Source organism: Janthinobacterium svalbardense (assembly GCF_002327145.1).
Lineage (GTDB): Bacteria > Pseudomonadota > Gammaproteobacteria > Burkholderiales > Burkholderiaceae_D > Janthinobacterium > Janthinobacterium tructae.
The window spans coordinates 5,729,082-5,744,337 of the sequence record NZ_CP023422.1 but is presented as its reverse complement, the minus strand read 5'-3'; the positions used below and the strand labels follow the sequence as shown (position 1 = coordinate 5,744,337).

The window sequence follows — 15,256 nt, the reverse complement described above, 5'->3', positions numbered from 1 at the left end:
TGTTATGGAAATGATCGAGTTATCCCTGGGCCAGCTGGCCCGCCGCATCCCTGGCGCCACGCGCCTGTTCGATGCGCACCGTCTGGATTTCTGCTGCGGCGGCAACAAGACCCTGCGCGCGGCGGCCGCAGCGGCCGGCGTGGACACGGCGCCCATCGTCGAGGAACTGCGGCTGCTGGCAGAGCGCGCAGATACCGGCGGCGAGCGTGACTGGCAGGACGCCCCGGCCACCGAGCTGGTGGAACACATCCTGGCCCGCTATCACGCCGTGCACCGCGAGCAGTTGCCCGAGCTGATACGCCTGGCGCGCAAGGTCGAGCAGGTGCACGGTGACCGCGCCGACTGTCCGCACGGGCTGGCGGAACACCTGTCGGCCATGGCGCAGGAGCTGGAAAGCCATATGCGCAAGGAAGAAGACGTGCTGTTCCCGATGATCGTGCGCGGCCAGGGCCCGCGGGCCGGCGCGCCCATCAACGTGATGCGCATGGAGCACGACGACCATGGCGTGGCCCTGCGCGCGATGGAGGCGATGACCAACGATATCACCGCACCTGGTGGCGCCTGCACCACCTGGCGCGCGCTGTACACGGGCTTGCGCACCTTCCGTGCCGACCTGATGGCGCACATCCATACTGAAAACAATATCCTGTTCGAGCGCTTTGCGCCGGCCGTGGTGCACTGACAAAGGAAAGACCCATGGGTCCCTATAAAAAACTCTGGTTCACCCTGATCGGTGTGCTGATCGTGACGTTTTCGCTGCTCGGCTACTACGGCACGGAAGTCTACCGGCAGGCGCCGCCCATTCCCGCGCAAGTGCTGGCGCAGGATGGCCGGCAACTGTTCGACCGCGAGGGCATCCTCGACGGCCAGACGGCCTGGCAATCGGTGGGCGGCATGCAGCTGGGCTCCATCTGGGGCCACGGCGCCTACCAGGCGCCCGACTGGACGGCCGACTGGCTGCACCGCGAACTGACGGCCTGGCTGGAACTGGCCGCGCAAGAGCAGCATGGCAAGGCGTACGCGGCGCTCGACGGCCCCACGCAGGCGGCGCTGCGCGAAGCGCTCAAGATGGAATACCGCGCCAACCGAGTCGATGAAGAACAAGTACTGCACCTGTCGCCGCGCCGCGTGCAGGCGATTGCCAACACGGCGCACTATTACGACCAGCTGTTCTCCGACGCGCCTGCGCTGCACGCCAGCCGCGAGCATTTCGCCATGAAGGAAAACACCCTGCCCAGCGCCGAGCGGCGCGCGCAGATGACGCAGTTCTTCTTCTGGACGGCGTGGGCCGCCGCTACCGAACGTCCGGGCCAGAAAGTGACCTATACGAACAACTGGCCGCATGAACCGCTGATCGGCAACCAGCCCAGCGGCGAAAACCTCGTCTGGTCGGTCGCCAGCGTGGTGGTGCTGCTGGCCGGCGTGGGCTTCCTCGTCTGGGGCTGGGCCTTTTTGCGCGACCATGACGAAGCGCTGCCGACGCCCGGCGCGCGCGATCCCCTGACGACGTTTGCGCTGACGCCTTCGCAGCGGGGACTGGGGAAATATCTGTTCCTGGTGGTGGCGCTGTTCATCTTCCAGGTCTTCATCGGCGGCTTCACGGCGCACTACACGGTGGAAGGGCAGCAGTTCTACGGCATCGACGTGTCGCGCTGGTTCCCGTATGCGCTCACGCGCACCTGGCATATCCAGGCCGCGCTGTTCTGGATCGCCACGGGCTTCCTCGCTGCCGGCCTGTTCCTCGCGCCCCTGATCAATGGCGGCAAGGATCCGAAGTGGCAGCGTTTGGGTGTCGACGTGCTCTTCTGGGCCCTGGTCGCTGTCGTCGTCGGCTCGTTTATCGGCAATTACCTGGCCATTGCGCAAGTGATGCCGCCCGAGTGGAATTTCTGGCTGGGCCACCAGGGCTATGAATATGTGGACCTGGGACGTTTGTGGCAGATCGGCAAGTTTGTCGGTATCTTGCTGTGGCTCGTGCTGATGCTGCGCGGCGTCGTGCCAGCCTTGCGCCAGCCGGGCGGCGACAGGAATTTGCTGGCGCTGCTGACCGCCTCCGTGGGCGCCATCGGCCTGTTCTATGGCGCCGGCCTGTTCTACGGCGAACGCACGCACCTGTCGGTGATGGAGTACTGGCGCTGGTGGGTGGTGCACCTGTGGGTGGAAGGTTTCTTTGAAGTGTTCGCCACGACGGCGCTAGCCTTCATCTTCTCGACCCTGGGCCTGGTGTCGGTACGCATGGCCACGACGGCCAGCCTGGCGTCGGCCTCGCTGTTCATGCTGGGCGGCATACCCGGCACCTTTCACCATCTGTACTTTTCCGGCACCACCACGCCCGTGATGGCCATCGGCGCGAGCTTCAGCGCGCTCGAAGTGGTGCCGCTGATCGTGCTGGGCCACGAGGCCTGGGAGAACTGGCGCCTGAAAGCGCGCGCACCGTGGATGGAGCAGCTGCGCTGGCCGATGATGTGCTTTGTCGCCGTCGCCTTCTGGAACATGCTGGGCGCCGGTGTCTTCGGCTTCATGATCAACCCGCCCGTGGCGCTGTACTACATCCAGGGACTCAACACCACCGCGACGCATGCGCATGCGGCGCTGTTCGGCGTGTACGGCTTCCTGGCGCTGGGCTTTACCTTGCTGGTGCTGCGCTATTTGCGGCCCGACTACCGCTTCAGCCCTGCCTTGATGAAGACGGCGTTCTGGGGCTTGAACGGGGGCCTGGTGCTGATGCTGTTTACCAGCTTGCTGCCGATTGGCATCATCCAGTTCCACGCCAGCGTGACGGAAGGCCTGTGGTATGCGCGCAGCGAGGCATTCATGCAGCAGCCGCTGTTGCAGAATTTGCGCTGGGTACGTACCTTCGGCGACGTGGTGTTCATCGTCGGCGCCGTCGCCATGGCGCTGCAGGTGGTGCTGGGGTTGATGGGCAAGGCGCCGAAGGCAGCTGTACTGCAACCTTCGGCGGTGTAGCCTGGTTAACGCCTGCGGACGCAGTCGATGTAGGCGTCCGTATCGGGCGGCAAGCCCGAGCGCTGCGAAGCCCAGATCATCTGGCCCAGGCATTCCATCACTTCGTGCTGGGCGGCATGGGCCGAATCGAGGCGCTGCGTGAGTTGCTGGACGGCCGGGCGGATGCCGCGCGGCTGGTCCACCTGTACCTGCTCCGTGATCGACAGATGCATGGACAGGTGCAGGAAAGGATTGGCTTGTCCCCCTTCGACGGAATAGTCGCGCGCCAGTGCCGCTTCCACATCGGAGAGCTCGTTTTCATACTCGGGATGTTCGAGGATCCAGTCGAGCGCGATGGCTTCCATCGGTGTGAGGATCTCATGGGCGCGGTGCTTGCGTAATGTTTCGCAAAAGAAGCGGCGCACATCGTCGGAAGAGGGGTTGAACATGGCTGAAGGACTATGGCTAAAGGGCAGCCGGCATTGTACCGCGTACATCAACCAAGGGCATCGGGGATGCCCTTTTTGCCGTCTGGCGCCCGCTTTCGTGACCCGATAGTCACCGCAATTTAATACCCTGCAGTAAGTATTATCCACTACCGCCGCAGGCTGGCGGTGCCAAATAACGGTGATAAAATCGCCGTTCTTGATATTTGCTCTGGACATGATGGCAATTTTGTTGCCACTCCGTGCTTCCATTGCCCGCACCTTTGCCACCAGATCTCGCTCCTGGCGTATCCCGGAGCGCGGCAGCATGCCTATCACCATCGACATTGCGCTGTCCGGCCGCCCTGGCGTTCCGGTTGGCCCACTGTTTTCATTTCATACAGCGATGGTGCCGCCACGGTGGCGCGCAAGAATCATCCTTCAGTATCCAAAAATGGAGTTACGAATGCGTAAATCGCTATTACTTTTGATGTCGTGCCTGATCCTGGCGGCATGTGACAAGACCCCTCCGGCCTCGTCCGAAAAACCGGTCGACGTGCTGCTGATCGGCGCCGGCACCATGAGCGCCACCCTGGGCAGCATGCTCAAGGAACTCGATCCCTCGCTGACGATGGAAATGGTCGAGCGCCTCGATTCTGTCGCCGCCGAAAGCTCGGATGCGATGAACAACGCAGGCACGGGCCACTCGGCGTTTGCCGAACTGAACTACACGCCGGAAGCGGCCGATGGCAGCATCGAGACCAAGAAAGCCGTTGCCATCAACGAGCAATTCGAAATTTCCAAGCAATTCTGGGCCTATCAGGTGGCCAATAAGCACCTGGGCGCGCCGCAAACCTTCATCAACAATGTGCCGCACATGGCCTTTGTCTGGGGTGACGACAATATTGCCTTTTTGAAGAAGCGCTACGCCGCGCTGCAAAAGGAAAACTTGTTCAAGGGCATGCTGTTCTCGGAAGACCCGGCGCAGATCGCGCAATGGGCGCCGCTGGTCATGCAAGGGCGCGACCAGGGCCAGAAAGTGGCGGCGACGCGCATGGACATCGGTACCGACGTCAATTTCGGCAACCTCACGCGCGGTCTGGTGAGCTACCTGACGGACAGCCACGGCATGGTGCTGCACCTGCGCCACCAGGTGGAAGACATCCAGCGCGGCGCCGATGGCGTGTGGAACGTGACGGTGAAAGACTTGAACGCCGGCAAGGAAAAGATCGTGCGCGCCAAGTTCGTCTTCATCGGTGCCGGTGGCGGTTCGCTGCCGCTGCTGGAAAAATCGGGCATTCCTGAAGCCAAGGGCTACGGCGGCGTGCCGGTGGGCGGCCAATGGCTGGTCACCACCAACCAGGAACTGGTAGCGGCGCATGCGGCCAAGGTGTACGGCAAGGCGTCCGTCGGTTCGCCGCCGATGTCCGTGCCGCATCTCGATACGCGCATCATCGATGGCAAGAAAGCCCTGCTGTTTGGCCCGTTTGCCACCTTCTCGACCAAGTTCCTGAAAAACGGTTCGTGGATCGACTTGCCTGCTTCGATTGGCACGGGCAATGTGAAACCGATGCTGCAGGCCGGCTACGACAATATTCCGCTGACGAAATACCTGGTCGAACAAGTCATGAACACCCCGGAAGACCGCTTGAAGACCCTGCGCGAATACTTGCCGAACGCCAAGATGGAAGACTGGACGCTGCAAAACGCTGGCCAGCGCGTGCAGATCGTCAAGGATGATCCTGTCAAAGGCGGCTTGCTGCAGTTCGGCACGGAAGTCGTCGGCGCCGCCGATGGCAGCATCGTTGCCCTGCTGGGCGCCTCGCCTGGCGCCTCGACCGCGCCGCCGATCATGATCAAGGTGCTGCAAACGGCATTCAAGAGCCGTCTGGCGACGCCGGAATGGCAAGCGAAGATGGTGGAAATGGTGCCGTCGTACGGTCAAAAGCTGAACAATGACCCGGCCCTGGCCAACAAGATCCGCCACTACAGCAGCAATATCCTGGGCTTGAAAGCCATTACCCTGGACGTTCCCGCCGCTAATTAACACCTAACCAAACCTACTGCGCGTCGCGCTTTGCGGCCTGCGATGCTCACCGTACTAGAGTACGGTTGCGCTTCTTAGCCACAAATCACTGCCGCTCGCTACGGTTTTGTTAGGTGTCGAAACTGTCTGCATTTTTAAAAGAAAGTTTCTTACCGGTATGTAAAAAGGGGCAGCCTGGTCAGGCTGCCCCTTTTGCGTGGGACGTGCGTTCATTGCGGCGGACTACCCCTTGCCCGGCAAGATCAGCTCCGGTGTACACCCTTCGGCGGCAATGCCGTCGCAAGGCTTGGCCAGTACCGCACCGTCCTGCGGGCGCGGCGCATGGGGTTGGCGCAGGTAGCGCGAGGTGTGGCGCTGCGCTTGCTGTGCGTTGCCATGCACGGGCCAGGTCAGGAAGCGGGACAGCTCCTGCAAGGCGCGCTGGTACACATCGCGTTTAAATTCAATGACGACATCGAGCGGGACCCAATATTCATGCCAGCGCCAGGCGTCGAACTCGGGATGGTCGGTCAGGCGCAGATTGACGTCGTTATCGCGCGCGCACATTCTCAGCAGAAACCAAATCTGCTTCTGGCCACGGTAATGGCCGCGAATCTCGCGCTTGATGAAGTGATCTGGCACTTCATAGCGCAGCCAGTCGCGGGTGCGGCCGACAATTTTGACGTGTTCCTGTCTGAGTCCGATTTCCTCTTCAAGTTCGCGAAACATGGCTTGTTCCGGTGTTTCGCCATATTTGATACCGCCTTGTGGAAACTGCCATGAGTGCTCGCGCACCCGCTTGCCCCACCACACCTCGTTCTGGGCGTTTAGCAGGATGATGCCGACGTTGGGCCGAAACCCTTCACGGTCGAGCATAATGCACCTCAAACTTTCTGCGACAGTGCGTCTTTTTTTACATAATTACCCACAACTTCGCAAGCCGGTGACCTTTTCGGGGTGCGAAAAGCGCCGGAATCGCACCAATTGAGCGCATTTGTGTAAAGTATGGACGCATCAGCCAGCTAATCCTTTAAAATTAGGTTGATTATAACCCTCTCTTTTTAAAAAGAATTCACCGTTATGCGCGCCTCCCGTTTTTTTATTTCCACACTTAAAGATGCACCTTCTGACGCGGAAATCGTCAGCCACCAATTGATGATGCGTGCAGGCATGATCAAACGCCTCGGTTCCGGCATCTATACCTACATGCCGATGGGCCTGCGCGTGATCCGCAAGGTGGAAGCCATCATCCGTGACGAGATGAACAAAGCCGCCGGTATCGAACTGCTGATGCCGCTCGTGCAGCCGGCCGAACTGTGGCAGGAGACGGGCCGCTGGACCAAGATGGGCGACGAACTGATGCGCGTGAAAGACCGCCACGGCCGCGAATACGCGATCCAGCCGACATCGGAAGAAGTCATCACCGACGTCGTGCGCACGGAAATCAAGTCCTACCGCCAGTTGCCGCTGAACTTCTATCATATCCAGACCAAGTTCCGCGACGAGCGCCGTCCCCGCTTCGGCCTGATGCGCGGCCGCGAATTCACCATGAAGGATGCCTACTCGTTCGACCGCGACCTGGCCGGCATGCAAGCGTCGTACAAGGTCATGTTTGACGCCTACACGCGCATCTTCACGCGCTTCGGCCTGAAGTTCCGCGCCGTGGCCGCCGACAACGGCGCCATCGGCGGTTCCGGTTCGCATGAATTCCACGTCATCGCCCACACGGGTGAAGACGCGCTCGTGTACTGCCCGACGTCCGATTACGCCGCCAACATGGAAGCGGCCGAAGCGCTGCCGCCAGCGGGCGAGCGCCCAGCCGCCACCCAGGCACTGACGAAAACGGCCACGCCGGACACCGTCAAGTGCGAAACCGTGGCCCCCTTGCTGGGCCTGGAGCTGTCGCAAACCGTGAAAACCATCGCCCTGACGGTCGATACGACGGGCAAGGATGAGAAAGTCACGCAACAGCATTTCATGCTGCTGTTGCGCGGCGACCATGAATTGAACGAGATCAAGGTGGGCAAGGTTGCCGGCCTGGCCGGTCACCGTTTCTCGACGGAAGCGGAAATCCTGGAAGTCTACGGCACGATTCCTGGCTACCTGGGCCCCATCGGTACCAAAGCACCCGTCACCGTGGTGGCGGACCGCACGGTCGCCCACATGAGCGACTTCGTTTGCGGTGCGAATGACGCCGGTTTCCACTACACGGGCGCCAACTGGGGCCGCGACGTGGCCGAGCCAGCCATCGTGGCCGACTTGCGCAATGTCGTCGCTGGCGACGCTTCGCCGGACGGCCAGGGTGCGTTGGCGATTGAGCGCGGCATCGAAGTGGGTCACGTGTTCCAGCTGGGTACGGCGTACTCGGAAAGCATGAAAGCCACCTTCCTCGATGAAAACGGCAAGCCTGCGCCGCTGCAGATGGGTTGCTACGGCATCGGCGTGACACGCATCCTGGGCGCCGCCATCGAACAGAACTTCGATGACAAGGGCATCATCTGGCCCGCCTCGATCGCGCCGTTTGAAGTCGTGCTGTGCCCGATGGGCATGGACCGCAGCGAACTGGTCAAGGAAGAGACGGAGAAGCTGTACGCGGCCCTGCAAGGCGCTGGCGTGGACGTCATCGTCGACGACCGTGGCTTGCGCCCTGGCGCCATGTTTGCTGACTGGGAACTGATTGGCGTGCCGCACCGCATCGTCATCGGCGAACGAGGCCTGAAAGAAGGCAAGCTGGAATACCAGGGCCGCCGCGACGCGGAAGCCACTGGTGTGGCGCCGGACGAGATCGTCGCCTTCATCCAGGGCAAAATGGCGCAGTGAAGCGTCCATCCGTAAGCAAGGTGGCTGGCGCGCTCGCGCTGGCCGCCAGCCTGGCCTGCGCTTTCCCGGCGCAGGCCGGCAACCAGAAAGAGGAGGCGCTGGCCGACTCCGTCCGCCTGGCCCTGTCGCATGCGATCCGCGACGAACGTCCGCCGCAACCCAAGTTTGCCACTCCCATCGAACTGCAGCGCTACCAGCAATGGCTGGCGCAGATGTCGCAACGCCTGCAACGCAAGCTGCCGGACGGGCAGCTGCGCACGGAATTCCTGGAAACCGTCTGGTATGAAGCGCGCCGTGCTGGCCTGGAGCCGGCCCTGGTGCTGGGCCTGATCCAGGTGGAGTCGGCCTACCGAAAATATGCCGTCTCGCTGGCTGGCGCACGCGGCTACATGCAGGTGATGCCATTCTGGACGGGCGTCATCGGCGACAGCGACCGCAGCAAGCTATTCCACATGCAAACGAATTTGCGCTATGGCTGCGCGATCTTGCGCATGTACCTGGATATGGAACGCGGGGATTTGTACCTGGCGCTGGGGCGGTATAACGGCAGCCGGGGGCGGGCCGAGTATCCGAATGCGGTAAGGGCGGCGTGGAAGCAGTGGGAATTCAAGCCGGCAGGGTGATAGGTTGGGGTCGGACCCTGCGGGTCCGACCCCAGTATTTGCCGGGTTTCATGTTTTTTAAACCCCACCGCAACGGCCGGGGTCAGACCCGACAGGGTCTGACCCCAAAAAAATGCCCCGCTCGCTGAATCAGCTGCGGGGCACTCGCTCGGTGTTGGGCCGGCGCGTATCTGATTATTTCAAATGATCGGAGATCAGTTTCGTCATTTCAAACATGGAGACTTGGGCTTTGCCGCCGAAAACAGCTTTCAGCTTGTCGTCCGCATTGATCATGCGGCGGTTGGCCGGATCTTGCAGATCGAGTTTCTTGATGTAATCCCATACCTTTTTGGTCACTTCCGTGCGCGGCAGTGGTGCTGCGCCAACAACGGCGGCCAGATCTTTCGATGGCGTCATTGCTTTCATGAATGCTGCGTTTGGCTTGCGTGGTGTTGCCGGTGCTGCCGCTTTCTTCACCGCTGCTGGTTTAGCTGCTGCTTTGGCTGCGGGTGCTGCTTTTTTGGCGGCTGCAGGCTTGGCTGCTGCTGCTGCTGCTGCTTTGGCTGGCGCTGCTACTGGGGTTTTTTTGGCTGTTGCCATCTTCGAGCCTCCTTAACAAACACATGGGAAATTGCGCAATTAATCGCACGGCTAATATTGGTGTGGATTTACCTTGTATGCAAGTGTTTTTCACGTTTTCACGAGGAAAAAGCAGGGAAATGGCGATGCTGTCGCCCGGGCGCACCGCTTGGGGGCGCAGAACGGCGTTTTTGCCCGTAAATGGCATGCTTGCTGGCTATGCGGGGAGGGGCACTGCAGGGGGAGGGAAGAGTGATGCCGGACACATGAAAATGCAATCCGGCATTATTTGAAACGGTGTTTTTACCTGGATGTGCGGCGTAATGAACGCCATCAAAATCCCCGCTCGCGGGGATTTTGATGCCTTAACGCATCCCAGGCATCATGCCTTTCATCGAGCGCATCATCTTCATCATGCCGCCGCCCGACAATTTCTTCATCATCGTTTGCATTTGCTCGAATTGCGTCAGCATGCGGTTCACTTCCTGTACCTGCACGCCGGCGCCGGCGGCGATGCGGCGCTTGCGCGTGGCCTTGATCAGTTCAGGCTTGGCGCGCTCCTGCGGCGTCATCGAGTCGATGATACCGCACATGCGGCGCACCTGTTTATCGGCTTGATCCATGTTCTTGCCGCCCGCCGCCTGCTGGAACTGGGCTGGCAGCTTGTCCATCAGGTTGGCCATGCCGCCCATCTTCTTCATTTGCCCCAGTTGCGCCTTGAAGTCGTTCATGTCGAACTTGCCGCCGACCTTGATCTTTTGCGCCAGGTCGGCCGCTGCCTTGCTGTCGACGCCCTTGCGCGCTTCTTCCACCAGCGCAAGGATGTCGCCCATGCCCAGGATGCGGTTGGCCATGCGGGTCGGGTCGAACGCTTCCAGGCCGTCGAGTTTTTCCGAGACGCCGGCAAACTTGATCGGCTTGCCCGTGATGTGGCGCACCGAGAGGGCGGCACCGCCGCGCGCATCGCCATCGAGCTTGGTCAGCACGATACCGGTCAGCGGCAGCGCATCGTTGAAGGCTTTTGCCGTGTTGATGGCGTCCTGGCCCAGCATGGCGTCGACGACAAACAGGGTTTCGATCGGTTTTACGGCGCCGTGGATGGCAGCGATTTCGCGCATCATCTCTTCGTCGATACCGAGGCGACCTGCCGTATCGATGATCAGCACGTCGTGGTAATGCTTTTTCGCCCAGTCCAGCGCGGCCAGCGCGATATCGACCGGCTTGTCGGTGCTGGCGGACGGGAAGAAGTCGGCGCCCACCTGGGCGGTGACCGATTGCAGCTGGGCGATCGCGGCAGGGCGGTACACGTCGGCCGAAACGGTCAGTACTTTCTTCTTCTTTTCTTCTTTCAGGTACTTCGCCAGCTTGCCGACGGTGGTGGTCTTGCCCACACCCTGCAGACCGGCCATCAGGATGATGGCGGGCGGTTGCTGCGCAAAGCTGATCTGCGACGCTTCCGGTCCCAGGTCGGCGCCCATCAGGGCGGCCAGCTCGCGCTGCACCACACCGACCAGGGCCTGGCCTGGCGTGAGCGAGGAAATGACATCCTCGCCCATGGCTTTTTCTTTGACTTTGGCGATGAATTCGCGCACGGCGGGCAGGGCGACGTCGGCTTCGAGCAGCGCCAGGCGCACTTCGCGCAGCATGTCGGCGGTGTTCGCTTCGGTCAGGCGCGCCTCGCCGCGCATGGTCTTGACGACTTTGGCAAGCCGTTGGGTGAGATTATCTAGCATGATGAACCTGCAATGAAAAGCTTGGGAGTGGGCGGCGCAAGCCGGACGATGGGCGCCATTTTACCCCATCGCGGGTGGCTGGCGGTCCTGCGCTGCAGCGCCCGGCGGTTGGTCGGATTTTGAATTAGTTGGTATTTCTGCCAATGCCACGATTGCATCAAAGGCATTGCGCGGTTAGAATGAGAATAATTCTTATTTACATTCTCGGGTGATGCACGCCTGAGCGGAAAGGGATGCCATGTCGGCCGCCGATTTTGCCCAGCAACAAGACTTGCACGCGCTCTACAGCAGCCATCACGGCTGGCTGCAGGGCTGGCTGCGGCATAAGCTGGGCAATGCGGGCGAAGCGGCGGACCTGGCGCAAGACACCTTTGTCAGCGTGCTGAACAATGGCACGGCGCCGCAGATCCGCGAAGCGCGGCCTTTTCTCGCCACCATCGCGCGGCGTCTGGTGGCGCACCGCTACCGCCGGCAAGTGCTGGAAGATGCGTATCTGCAGGCGCTGGCTTGCCTGCCGCCCGAGGTGGCACCCGCGCCGGAAGAACGGCTGCTGGCGCTGGAAGCCTTGCAGGAAATCGATGTCGCCCTCGATGGCTTGCCAGCGCCCGTGCGCACGGCGTTTTTGCTGGCGCAGCTGGAAGGCCTCAGCTATGCCGAGATCGCCGCGCGCCTGAACGTGTCGGCCAGCTCGGTCAAGCAATACCTGACGCGTGCCAACCGCCAGGTGTTTTTCTCCCTGCCGGCATGAGCACGCTGGCAGAACCCGCAGCGCCGGCGGCCATCGGCGAGGAAGTGCAGCAGCAGGCGGCCGAGTGGCTGACCGTACTGATGTCTGGCGAGGCCAGCGAAGCGGAGCACGCCGCCTGGCAGCGCTGGCGCGGGGCCGACCCGGAACATGAACGGGCCTGGCAGCATATCGACGCGGTGTCGCAGCGCTTCAACGGCTTGCACCGCGGTGCGGCCGCGCAGGCGCTGGCCGGCACGCAACAGAAGGCCGTCAATGGCAAGCGGCGCCAGTTGCTGGCATGGCTGGGCGTGGCCGCTGGCGGCGGCTTGCTGGCCGCGCAGACGGGCACCTGGGATGGCGTGCGCGCCTTGCGCGCCGACTACCGCACGGCCACGGGTGAGCGGCGCGAGGTGGTGCTGGACGATGGCAGTGTGCTCAGCCTGAATACGGGATCGGCCGTGAACGTGCGTTTCGACGCCAGCCGCCGTCTGATCGAACTGCTGGCCGGCGAAATCCTCGTCACCAGCGGCCACGGTGCCGGCAGCGCCGCGCCTTTGGTGGTGGCCACGCGCGAAGGCCTGGTGCGCGCGCTGGGCACGCGCTTCGTCGTGCGCCAGCAGGATGGCGTCAGCACCGTGGAGGTGTTTGAAAGCGCCGTTGAAATCCGCCCGCGCGACAGCGCTGGAGCGCCTTTGCTGCTGGCGGCCGGGCGTGGCGTGGCGTTTTCCCGCCATGCGCCGGACGCGCCGCACGCCATCGCTGCGTATGCCGATGCCTGGTCGCGCGGGCAGCTGATCGTCGACGATGTGACCCTGGGCGACTTCCTGGCCGACCTGGCCCGCTACCGCCCTGGCGTGATCGACTGCGCGCCGGCAGTGGCCCAGCTGCGCCTGTCGGGTGTGTTCCCGCTGGCCGATACCCAGCGCATCCTGAACATGCTGCCCAACTCGCTGCCGGTGCAGGTGCGCAGCCGCACGCGTTACTGGGTGACGGTCGAACCGGCACCGTAGTACCCCGCAAAAAATATTTGCAGTCGGACTGCCCGTTTTTCGTTTTCGCGGCACCTACAGGGTAGGGCGCCTGTTTTCTACCGTCTCATGACACCACTATCAGGAACTTGCATGTCGTACGCTTTAAATTTTGTCAGTTTGCCATCGTCTCGCTCCGCACTGCGTCCACTGGCGCAAGCCGCCGCAGCCCTGTGTCTGGCCGCCAGCCTGCCGGCGCAGGCGCAGCAGGCTGCGCCTGCGATTCCTGCTGCCGAGCAAACCATGCTTGGCGTGTCCGTCACGGCGGGGCGCGATGCGACGACGGAAGGCAGCGGCTCCTACACAACGGGCGTGAGCAATACGGCAACCAAGCTGAATCTGTCGCTGCGCGAGACGCCGCAGTCGGTCAGCGTGCTGACGCGCCAGCAGATCGACGACCTGGGCATCACAACCCTGGACGACGCCGTCCAGTCGATCACGGGCCTGGTCATGCAAAAAGGCAACTTTACGGGCGATTCGGGCAGCTTCAGCGCACGCGGTTTTCCAGTCGACAACATCCTGTTCGATGGCTTGCCCACCAGCCTGGGCGCGAACGGCACCTTCAATGGCGACAATGACGACCTGGCCATCTACGACCGCATCGAGGTGGTGCGCGGCGCCACAGGCTTGATGACGGGCAGCGGCACGCCCAGCGCGGCCATCAATATGGTGCGCAAGCGCCCGACGGCCACGCCGCAAGCGTCGTTCTCGGCCAGCATCGGCAGCTGGAGCAACTACCGCCTGGAAGCCGATGCGGCCAACGCGCTCAACGAAGCGAAGACCCTGCGCGGGCGCATCGTCGCGACGCTGCAGGACAAGCAGGATTTTGTCGATGTGCTGCATGGCCGCAATCACCAGCTGTACGGCATCATCGAGGCCGACCTGCGCCCCGATACCACCTTGACCCTGGGCGCCCACTACCGCAAGACGGACAACGACGGCGTCACCACGGGCGTGGTGACGGCTGCTGACGGCCGCTTCTTGAATTTGCCCCGTTCGACTTACCTGGGCACCGACTTCGATGACTGGCGCCAGACGGACAAGACCATCTTCGCCGAACTGGAGCACCGTTTCGGCAATGGCTGGAAGGCCAAGCTGGCTGCCACGCGCAAGACGCCCGAAATCGACACGACGTTTTCCGGCATCAGCCGCCGCGGCGACACCCTGCGCTTCAATTCGCAAAGCTACCGCGCCGAGCTGGCCAATACCAGCTATGACGCGTATGCCAGCGGCAGCTACAGCCTGTTCGGCCGAGAGCACGAGCTGACCGTCGGCGCCAGCCACCGCCGTTCGTCGAAAAACAGCTATGGCGGCTGGGCCCCGTACAGCTGGGGCGCGGCCGCGCCGGTGATCGACCCGTTCAACTGGGATGCGGGCAGCGTGGCGCGTCCCGTCATCAACTACGCGCAGTGGGGCACGGCCAGCATCACCGAGCAAAGCGGCGTGTATGCGGGCACGCGCCTGCGCCTGGCCGATCCGCTGTCGCTGGTGCTGGGCGGGCGCGTGAGCTGGTACAAGGACGATGCCGGCTACTCGGTGGCGCGCGAATTCACTCCTTATGCGGGTGTCGTGTATGACCTCGACAAGCAGCATTCGGTGTACGCCAGCTGGACCGAAATCTTCCAGCCGCAGGCTTCCACCGACGCCAATGGACAGCCCTTGAAGCCGATCAGTGGCACCAACTATGAAGCGGGCGTGAAGGGCGAATACTTTGGCGGCGCCCTCAATGCCAGCGCAGCCGTGTTCCAGATCCGCCAGCAAAACCGGGGCGTGGACGACCTGGCCGGCCCGAATCCTTGCCCTGGCAGCACGTGGGGCTATTGCCAGCGCGCGTCGGGCGAAGTGCGCAGCGAAGGCGTGGAGCTGGATGTGGCGGGCGCGCTGACGCCCGACTGGCAACTGTCGGCCGGTTTTACGTATGTGAAGGCGCAATTTACGCGCGACAGCGATCCGGCCAATATCGGCAAGGATTTCAACAGCCGCTATCCGCGCCAGCAGCTCAAGCTGGCCACCAGCTACCGCCTGTCCGGCGCGGCGCAAGGCTGGCGCGTCGGCGCCTCGGTGTACGGGCAGGGCGCGACTGAATCAAACGACGGCACTTATCACCTGCGCCAGGGCCGCTACGCGATCCTGGGCTTGAGTGCGGCGTGGCAGATCGACAGCCGTGCCGAGCTGCGCCTGAACGTCAACAATGCGCTCGACAAGCACTATTACCAGAGCATCTACTCCGATGTCTTCGGCAACCTGGTGGGCACGCCGCGCAACCTGATGCTGACCTTGAACTACAAATTGTAAATAATCACTTTTGAATGACCTATCTTGATGAAGGATGCATGGCTTATGAATGTGCAGTTGAATCTGGCCCACGCC

At 62.3% G+C, this 15,256-nt stretch carries 12 protein-coding genes; 8 read left to right on the top strand and 4 right to left on the bottom strand.

Annotated features, from left to right (window positions below):
• Positions 1–4: 4 nt before the first annotated feature.
• Entirely contained in the window at positions 5–682 is a 678-nt protein-coding gene (gene ytfE, locus CNX70_RS25610) for an iron-sulfur cluster repair protein YtfE (RefSeq protein WP_096237860.1), read from the top strand.
• 14 nt (positions 683–696) lie between these two features.
• Complete coding sequence (locus CNX70_RS25605; protein WP_096237859.1) at positions 697–2,967, top strand: nitric-oxide reductase large subunit; 2,271 nt, start codon at positions 697–699, stop codon at positions 2,965–2,967.
• A 5-nt stretch (positions 2,968–2,972) separates the two neighbouring features.
• Here the strand turns inward: CNX70_RS25605 and CNX70_RS25600 are convergent, their stop codons facing one another.
• On the bottom strand, positions 2,973–3,395 hold the full coding sequence (locus tag CNX70_RS25600; protein WP_034780276.1) for a DUF1841 family protein: 423 nt from the start codon (positions 3,393–3,395) through the stop codon (positions 2,973–2,975).
• A 442-nt stretch (positions 3,396–3,837) separates the two neighbouring features.
• Here CNX70_RS25600 and mqo point away from each other — a divergent pair, with 442 nt between their 5' ends.
• Positions 3,838–5,418: a malate dehydrogenase (quinone) gene (mqo, locus tag CNX70_RS25595; RefSeq protein WP_425269211.1), complete on the top strand. Its 1,581-nt coding sequence runs from the start codon at positions 3,838–3,840 to the stop codon at positions 5,416–5,418.
• A 222-nt stretch (positions 5,419–5,640) separates the two neighbouring features.
• Here the strand turns inward: mqo and CNX70_RS25590 are convergent, their stop codons facing one another.
• Entirely contained in the window at positions 5,641–6,273 is a 633-nt protein-coding gene (locus tag CNX70_RS25590; protein WP_096237857.1) for an RNA pyrophosphohydrolase, read from the bottom strand.
• A gap of 204 nt (positions 6,274–6,477) precedes the next feature.
• Between CNX70_RS25590 and CNX70_RS25585 the strand changes: the two genes are divergently transcribed.
• Both CNX70_RS25585 and CNX70_RS25580 read left to right on the top strand, forming a co-directional pair.
• Positions 6,478–8,217 (top strand): proline--tRNA ligase, encoded by a 1,740-nt coding sequence (locus tag CNX70_RS25585; protein WP_096237856.1) that lies wholly within the window; start codon positions 6,478–6,480, stop codon positions 8,215–8,217.
• Positions 8,214–8,840 carry a lytic transglycosylase domain-containing protein gene (locus tag CNX70_RS25580; RefSeq protein ID WP_096237855.1) on the top strand — a complete coding sequence of 209 codons (627 nt, stop codon included), beginning with the start codon at positions 8,214–8,216 and terminating at the stop codon, positions 8,838–8,840. The genes CNX70_RS25585 and CNX70_RS25580 overlap by 4 nt, the downstream gene beginning before the upstream one ends.
• Positions 8,841–9,014: 174 nt before the next feature.
• On the opposite strand, the gene CNX70_RS25575 is transcribed toward CNX70_RS25580, so the two are convergent.
• Together CNX70_RS25575 and ffh are read right to left on the bottom strand one after the other, a co-directional pair.
• Positions 9,015–9,419, bottom strand: coding sequence for an SWIB/MDM2 domain-containing protein (locus tag CNX70_RS25575; RefSeq protein WP_096237854.1), 405 nt, complete (start codon positions 9,417–9,419; stop codon positions 9,015–9,017).
• Positions 9,420–9,763: 344 nt separating this feature from the next.
• Positions 9,764–11,131 carry a signal recognition particle protein gene (gene ffh / locus CNX70_RS25570; RefSeq protein ID WP_096237853.1) on the bottom strand — a complete coding sequence of 456 codons (1,368 nt, stop codon included), beginning with the start codon at positions 11,129–11,131 and terminating at the stop codon, positions 9,764–9,766.
• Between the two features lie 238 nt (positions 11,132–11,369).
• Between ffh and CNX70_RS25565 the strand changes: the two genes are divergently transcribed.
• The 3 genes from CNX70_RS25565 to CNX70_RS25555 all read left to right on the top strand — a co-directional run bounded on the left by CNX70_RS25565 (position 11,370) and on the right by CNX70_RS25555 (position 15,181).
• Positions 11,370–11,879 carry a sigma-70 family RNA polymerase sigma factor gene (locus tag CNX70_RS25565; protein ID WP_096237852.1) on the top strand — a complete coding sequence of 170 codons (510 nt, stop codon included), beginning with the start codon at positions 11,370–11,372 and terminating at the stop codon, positions 11,877–11,879.
• Positions 11,876–12,868 carry a FecR domain-containing protein gene (locus tag CNX70_RS25560; protein ID WP_167389721.1) on the top strand — a complete coding sequence of 331 codons (993 nt, stop codon included), beginning with the start codon at positions 11,876–11,878 and terminating at the stop codon, positions 12,866–12,868. Before CNX70_RS25565 ends, CNX70_RS25560 begins: the two co-directional genes overlap by 4 nt.
• A gap of 111 nt (positions 12,869–12,979) precedes the next feature.
• Positions 12,980–15,181, top strand: a complete 2,202-nt coding sequence (locus CNX70_RS25555) for a TonB-dependent siderophore receptor (protein WP_208624466.1) — start codon at positions 12,980–12,982, stop codon at positions 15,179–15,181.
• Positions 15,182–15,256 lie beyond the last annotated feature (75 nt).